The following is a 7,567-nucleotide window of genomic DNA, read 5'->3' as shown; positions in this document are numbered from 1 at the left end:
CGGCGTAGCCCATCGGGGTCATTTCCTTGATGTCGGCTCCGGCCGCGAACACCTTGGGACCGCCGTAGAGCACGACGGCCCGAACGTCGGAACGGGCCGCCGCCTGCGCCGCTGCCACCCTCAGCTCGCCGGTGAGCTGGCTGTCAATCGCGTTCATCGCAGGCCGGTCCAACCTGATCGTGCCTATTGCGTTGTCGACCTCAAAGTGCACGACCGCCACCGGCCGACCTCCTCAGCTCACCACCGCGGATCACTACCGCGAATCGCTCCTGCGGACTACTACTTCGGATCAGTACCGGGGATCGGTGCCGCGCTTTCCGGACCCCTGACGCACCTTAGGCCGTAACCGCCTGATCTTCACGGATACGTCATGATCACAGTCCGACATCGACCCCGGCCTCTGATCGCCACGTGAGGTGATCTCCTACCGCGAGCGCCTGCATCATTCGACAGCTACCGTGACGGACGTGACGACGCTGTCCCCGGTCCGAGGCATCGTGGATCTGTCCCACCGCGCCCTACCCGGGTCGTCCGACCCGCTCGGCGTGCACTGGGACGGATCCGGTGTCAACGTTGCGGTGGCAGCCCCCAATGCCGCCGCGGTTGAGATCTGCCTGTTCGACGGTCAGGGCATCGAGAATCGCTACCGGCTACCTGAACGTGACGGCGGGGTATGGCACGGCTACCTGCCCGGTGTCGGGCCGGGCCAGCGCTACGGTCTGCGCGCACACGGGCCGTACGCCCCCGACCGTGGCCTGCGCTACAACCCGGCGAAGCTTCTCGTCGATCCATACGCCCGCATGCTGACCGGCGGTCTTGTCCTGCATCCGGCGATCTCGGGTTTCGACGAGACCGACCCGTACTCGGACGGCTCGGACGGGCGCGACTCCGCGGCCTTCGTCCCGCGATGCGTGGTCGTCGACCCCCGGCCGTACAGTACCGACCCGATCCCCGACCCGGCCGCCAACCGGCCGGGCACACCCTGGCCCGACACGGTCCTCTACGAGCTGCACGTGAAGGGGTTCACCCACGGGCACCCCGATGTCCCGACCGGCCAGCGGGGCACCTACGCGGGGCTGGCACACCCGGCGGTCATCGACCACCTGCGTACCCTCGGTGTCACCGCCGTCGAGCTGCTGCCCGTCCACGCGAACCTCTCCGAACCGGCGCTGTCGCAGCGGGGCCTGGTCAACTACTGGGGCTACAACACCCTGGGCTTCTTCGCCCCGCATCCGGGCTACGCGGCCACGGACAATCCGGTGGCCGAGTTCCGGGCCATGGTCCATGACCTGCACGCGGCCGGTATCGAGGTCATCCTGGATGTGGTCTTCAACCACACCGCCGAAGGCAGCGAACGCGGGCCGACACTGTCGCTGCGCGGGCTGGACAACACCACGTACTACCGGGTGGAGCCGAGTGATCCACGCCGGTACCGGGATGTGACCGGATGCGGCAACACCCTGAACACCTCATCCCCGCACGTGATCAAATTGATCATGGACTCGTTGCGCTACTGGGTCACCGAGATGGGTGTGGACGGGTACCGGTTCGACCTGGCAACCGCGCTCGCCCGCAACCCCGACGGATTCGACCCGGCCGCGCCGCTGCTGACCGCCATCCACGCCGACCCGCTGCTGTCAGGTGTGAAGCTCATCGCCGAGCCATGGGACGTCGGCTGGGGCGGCTACCAGGTCGGCGCCTTCCCCGCACCATGGGTGGAATGGAACGGCCACTACCGCGACACCGTCCGTGCCGCCTGGACCCAGCGCGCGTCCGGTGTGGCCGAGCTGGGTTACCGGATCACCGGATCGAGCGACCTGTACCAGCACTCGGGCCGGCGGCCGTGGGCTTCGGTCAACTTCGTGACCGCACACGACGGCTTCACCCTGGCCGATCTCGTCTCCCACGCCGAGAAACACAATGAGGCCAACGGTGAGGGAAACCGCGACGGCGACGGCTTCAACCACTCGACGAACTGCGGCGTGGAGGGCCCGACCGATGATCCGGACGTGCTGGCCTGCCGGCGCCACACCCGCCGCGCGCTACTCGCGACGCTGCTGCTGTCGGCGGGCGTACCCATGCTGCTCGCCGGGGACGAGTTCGGCCGTTCGCAGAACGGCAACAACAATGCCTACTGCCAGGACAACGCGATCTCCTGGCTCCGCTGGCCCACCGGCGCACCGACAGACGGGCCGGTGGACGGACCGGTGGACGGGCCGGCCGGCGGCGGCCCGTCATCCCCGACCGACCCCGCCGGAGACGATCCGATGCTGCTCGGGCTCGTCAGCGGCCTGGTGGCGCTGCGGCGGGCGTCGCAGACACTGCGCCGCCAGGCGTTCTTCCGCGGCGGCCCGTCCAGCATCGGGTCGCTCGCGGACATCACCTGGTTTCGCGCCGACGGAACAATCATGCCGGACGCCGACTGGAACTCACCGCTGGTCCACACGGTCGTGGCCCATCTGTCCGGACGGACGCTGCCCTGGCGCACGCCGGACGGCGCCACCGTTACCGGCGACAGCTTCCTGCTCGTCCTGCATCCCGACCCTGGTGAGGTGGCCGTCGTCCTGCCGGGTGAGCCGTGGGCCAACGCCTACGAGCTGCTGCTGGACACCTCCGCCGAGGACCTCGCCGGCTTCCCCGGCACCCTCGACGGATCTGCCCGGCACCTGGACGCCGATCAGGAGCTCCACGTCACCGGACGCGCGGTCCTGCTCCTGCGCGCCACCGGATAACCGGGTGGGGGGCTGCCGGGGTACGACCGGGCCCCCCACCCGGTGGCGCGCAGGAGCAGGTGGGATCCGGTCAGTCGGGATTCGCCACGAGCCCGAGTTCCGCTGGCGAAGCGAGCTGCGGATGTCGCGGAAGCACCCGGACGGTGTAGCCGAAGGCCCCCGTCCGCCGCAACGGGATGGTGCCTTCGAAGCGCAGCCCGCCGCCCTCGCCGGCGCCGGTGTGGGCCAGCGCGACGGTGGCTGAGTCGAGCAACCGGTCGGCCTCGTCGATGCGACCATAGGACGCCTGAACCTCTACGTCCCCAAGATCCAGGCCACCGAGCTCGACAGTTGCCCGGACCACCAACGACTGCCCGACCTGGGGGGTGTCACCGAGCCCGGCCGAGTCGACGTTGACGACCCGCACGGCTGGCCATGCCTGGCGGATCCGTGCCTTCCAGCCCGCGAGCTCGCGTGCCCCGAGCAGCCCGTCGGCCGCGGCCACCCGCGCAGAGGCCGCGGCGGGCAGGTAGTACCGCTCGACGTATTCCCGCACCATCCGGGTGGCGAGCACCTGCGGGCCGAGCGTGGACAGGGTGTGCTTGACCATCGAGGTCCACTGGCGAGGAGGCGCGCCCGCGCCGGCGACGTCGTAGAACCGTGCGGTGACCGTGTTCTCCAGGAGCTCGTACAGGGCGACCGACTCGAGGTCGTCACGCCGGTCGGGGTCCTCGACACCGTCCGCGGTGGGGATCGCCCAGCCGTTCTGCCCATCGAACATCTCGTCCCACCAACCGTCCCGGATGGACAGGTTGAGGCAACCGTTGAGCGCGGCCTTCATGCCCGACGTTCCGCACGCCTCCAACGGGCGCAGCGGGTTGTTCAACCACACGTCCGCACCGGAGTAGAGGAAACGCGCCATCCCGATGTCGTAGTCCGGCAGGAACACGATGCGATGACGGACCTCGGAGGAGTCCGCGAACTGCACGATCTGCTGGACGAGCTGCTTGCCGCCGTCGTCGGCCGGGTGCGCCTTGCCGGCGATGACCATCTGGATCGGGCGCTGCGGGTGGCGCAGCAGCCGGGTGAGCCGTTCCCGGTCCCGCAGCATCAGAGTGAGACGCTTGTAGGAGGGGACCCGACGGGCGAACCCGATCGTCAGGATGGCCGGGTCGAACACGCCGTCGATCCAGTCGAGCTCGCTGGGTGTGGCGCCACGCTGCAGCCACGACGTGCGCAGCCGCCGCCGAACCTCGGTCACCAGGCGTTCACGCAGTTCTCGACGCATCGACCAGACCGCGTCGTCCGACACCTGGGCGATCTTTGCGAAACCCTCGCCGCCATCCTCGAGGGGAGATGGACCGAGCTCCCGGTCAGCAAGTTCGATCACGCTGCGCGATACCCAGGTGGCGGCATGGACGCCATTGGTGACCGAACCGATGGCGACCTCGGCCGGGTCGAACCCGGGCCACAGGCCCGAGAACATCTCGCGACTGACGATTCCGTGGAGCCTGCTGACCCCGTTGGAGCGCTGAGCCAGCCGCAGGCCCATGTGGGCCATGTTGAACATGTTCGGGTCTGACTCCGCGCCGAGATCCAGCACGCGGTCGACGGGCACGCCCGGCCAGGCGTTGTCCCCGCCGAAGTGACGGGCCACCAGGTCCCTGGGAAACCGGTCGATTCCCGCGGGCACCGGAGTGTGGGTCGTGAACAGCGTGCCGGCGCGGGCCGCCTCCAACGCCTCGTCGAAGCTCAGGCCGGTCTCGGTCAGCTCGCGGATGCGCTCCAGGCCGAGGAAACCCGCGTGGCCCTCGTTGGTGTGAAAAACCTCCGGAGTCGGGGCACCGGAAACCGCCGAGTAGGCCCGCAACGCCCGAACCCCGCCGATTCCCAGCAGCATCTCCTGGAGCAGGCGATGGTCGGTGCCACCGCCGTAGAGCCGGTCGGTGACACCCCGCTCGGCCGGCTGGTTGTCCTCGACGTCGGAGTCGAGCAGGAGCAGCGGCACCCGCCCGACCTGCGCCTTCCAGATCTGCGCGTGCAGGGTGCGGCCTTCGGGAAGCCCGATCGCGATTTTGACCGGAGCGCCCGAGGCATCGATGAGCTGGGTCAGCGGCAGGCCGTGGGGGTCGATGCCGGGATACCGCTCCTGCTGCCAGCCGTCCCGGGACAGCGACTGCACGAAATAGCCAGCCCGGTAGAGAAGACCCACCCCGACGATCGGCACCCCGAGATCGCTGGCGGTCTTGAGATGGTCGCCGGCGAGAATCCCCAGGCCGCCGGAGTACTGGGGCAGCACCTCGGTGATGCCGAACTCCGGGGAAAAGTAGGCGATCGCCCTCGGGGCATCGGGCAGCGCCTGGTACCAGCGTGGAGCGGTCAGGTATTCCTGCAGATCATCGGCGGCGTCGTGCAGGCGGCGGATGAAGCGGCGATCAGCTGCCAGGGTCTCAAGGCGCTCGTGGTCGACCTCGCCGAGCAAGCGAACCGGATCCCCTTTGCAGGAGCGCCACAGTTCGGGATCAACGGACTCAAAAAGATCGAGTGTCTCCGGGTGCCATGACCAGCGGAGGTTCAGCACAAGCTCGCCGAGCGGGAGGAGTTGCTCGGGGAGCTGTGCACGGACGGTGAAGCGTCGAAGGGCTCTCACGAAGTTGTGAGCCTAGACACCGCCGAGCGCCGGAATCCACCCGGGTGTCGGCAGGCCAGGATGCAGCCGGGCCCTCGGCCACCCGACGCCCCGAACCCCCTGCTCACTCGTCCGGGCCGGCTGCGGCGACTTTCGCGGACAAAGCCCCCATTACCATCGGATCGCGCAGAGTCGTGACGTCGCCGAGCTCGCGCCCCTCGGCGATGTCACGCAACAGCCGTCGCATGATCTTCCCTGAGCGTGTCTTCGGGAGGTCGTCGGCCCAGATCACCTGCTTGGGACGGGCCAGCTTCCCTATTCGCGCGGCCACATGGTCGCGGATCTCCTTTACCATCGCATCGTCGCCGACACGATCCCCAACCAATGTGACAAAAGCAACAATGGCCTGGCCGGTCTGGTCGTCGGACCGGGCGACGACGGCAGCCTCCGCCACCGCCTCGTGGGCGACGATCGCCGACTCGACCTCGGCCGTCGACAGGCGGTGGCCCGACACATTGATCACATCGTCGATCCGGCCGATGATCCAGAAATAGCCGTCGGCATCGCGCCGGGCCGCGTCACCGACGACATACACGCTCCGACCGAATCGGGAAAAATAGGTCTGCACGAACCGTTCGTCGTCCCGATAGAGCGTCCGAAGCATCGACGGCCACGGCTTGGTGATCACTAGGATGCCGGTGCCCTCGGTGATCGGCGCGCCATCCTCGGACAGCAGTGCCGGTGAGATCCCGGGCAACGCGGTCGTGGCCGAACCAGGCTTGGTCGACGTCACACCCGGCACCGGAGAGATCATGATCGCACCGGTCTCGGTCTGCCACCAGGTGTCGACGATGGGGCAACGCCCACCGCCGATCACCTTGTGGTACCACAGCCACGCCTTCGGATTGATCGGCTCGCCCACGGTGCCCAGCAGTCGCAGGGAGGACAGGTCGTGCCTGCCCGGGTACTGCGGGCCCCACTTGATGCACGTCCGGATCGCCGTCGGAGCAGTGTAGAAAATCGTGACCTTGAACTCATCGATGATCTTCCACCAGATGTCCCGGTCGGGATAATCGGGAGCGCCTTCGAACATCACGCTGGTCGCGCCGTTGGACAGCGGCCCGTAGACGATGTAGGAATGCCCGGTGATCCAGCCGACGTCGGCCGAGCACCAGTAGACGTCCGAGGCCTGGTCAAGGTCGAAGACGAGCCGGTGGGTGTAGGTCGCCCCGGTCAGGTATCCCCCGGTGGTGTGCAGGATGCCCTTGGGCTTGGCCGTGGAGCCGGAGCTGTAGAGAATGAACAGCGGATGTTCGGCATCCATCGGCTCGGCCGGGCACACCGGGTCGACCCGCTCGCACAGCTCGTCGTACCAGACGTCCCGGCCGGCGAGCATCGGGGCGGGTATGCCGGTCGAACGGACCACGACGATGTGCTCAAGGGTTTTCACCTCGCCGAGTTCGGCGTCCACCGCCTCCTTGACCGGGGCCGTCCGACCCTTGCGGCGGGCGCCGTCCACAGTGATCAACAGTTTGGCCGCGGAGACCTCCATCCGCTCACGGACCGCGGACGGGGCGAACCCGCCGAAGACGACGTTGTGGACGGCGCCGATCCGGGCGCAGGCGAGCATCGCCACCACGACTTCGGGAATCATCGGCAGAAAGATCCCGACAACGTCGCCCCGGTCGACCCCGAGGCTCTTGAGCCCATTGGCCAGCCGCTGGGTCGCGGCCAGCAGGTCGGTGTAGGTCAGCGCCCGTCGTTCGCCCTCCTCACCGACCCAGTGGAAGGCGACCTTCTCACCGCGGCCGGCTGCCACGTGCCGATCCAGGCAGTTCGCCGAGACGTTGAGACGGCCGTCGGCGAACCAGCGGTAAAAAGGCGGGTTCTCATCATCGAGCACGGTCGTGAACGGGACGTCCCATGCCAGCAGGGTCCGGGCCTTGTCCGCCCAGAAAGCCACCGGGTCGGCGGCGGCCGAGTCGACATCGGCCGCATAAGCCTGCCGGGGGATGAAATCGGCCGGCGGATCGAACCGGTCGACCGACAGCATCCGCTCCAGCTCATGTTCCAGACCCCTGCCTGCGACGCTGGTCTCGGTCTGGTCGGTGCCGGCGATACCGGTGCCGTCCGCGGTGCTGGTCATGGGTCCTCCTGCGTCCGGCTGCCATGTCATCCGCATCCGGGTGTACCACGAAGTGCCGACAACCCACAGGATCCCGCCACG

General features: G+C 68.3%; 4 protein-coding genes. 1 reads left to right on the top strand and 3 read right to left on the bottom strand.

Annotated elements, in window-relative coordinates; genetic code table 11:
* A partial coding sequence (locus tag U9977_RS09660; RefSeq protein ID WP_322748870.1) for an enoyl-CoA hydratase/isomerase family protein occupies positions 1 to 220 on the bottom strand: 220 nt, incomplete at its 3' end.
* A 247-nt stretch (positions 221 to 467) separates the two neighbouring features.
* Here U9977_RS09660 and glgX point away from each other — a divergent pair.
* Entirely contained in the window at positions 468 to 2,732 is a 2,265-nt protein-coding gene (gene glgX, locus U9977_RS09655; RefSeq protein ID WP_322748869.1) for a glycogen debranching protein GlgX, read from the top strand.
* A 70-nt stretch (positions 2,733 to 2,802) separates the two neighbouring features.
* On the opposite strand, the gene glgP is transcribed toward glgX, so the two are convergent.
* Both glgP and acs read right to left on the bottom strand, forming a co-directional pair.
* Entirely contained in the window at positions 2,803 to 5,361 is a 2,559-nt protein-coding gene (glgP, locus tag U9977_RS09650) for an alpha-glucan family phosphorylase (RefSeq protein WP_322748868.1), read from the bottom strand.
* 103 nt (positions 5,362 to 5,464) lie between these two features.
* Positions 5,465 to 7,486, bottom strand: coding sequence for an acetate--CoA ligase (gene acs / locus U9977_RS09645; protein ID WP_322748867.1), 2,022 nt, complete (start codon positions 7,484 to 7,486; stop codon positions 5,465 to 5,467).
* Positions 7,487 to 7,567: the final 81 nt, after the last annotated feature.

Origin of the sequence: Protofrankia sp. Cas8, assembly GCF_963555845.1 — a bacterium.
Lineage (GTDB): Bacteria > Actinomycetota > Actinomycetes > Frankiales > Frankiaceae > Protofrankia.
Note: the sequence above shows the minus strand (reverse complement) of the source record. Positions and strands in the feature narration are given on the sequence as shown.

Coding starts and splice junctions, on each gene's coding strand:
- acs (WP_322748867.1), bottom strand. CDS start 7,486: ATGACCAGCACCGCGGACGGCACCGGTATCGCCGGCACCGACCAGACC.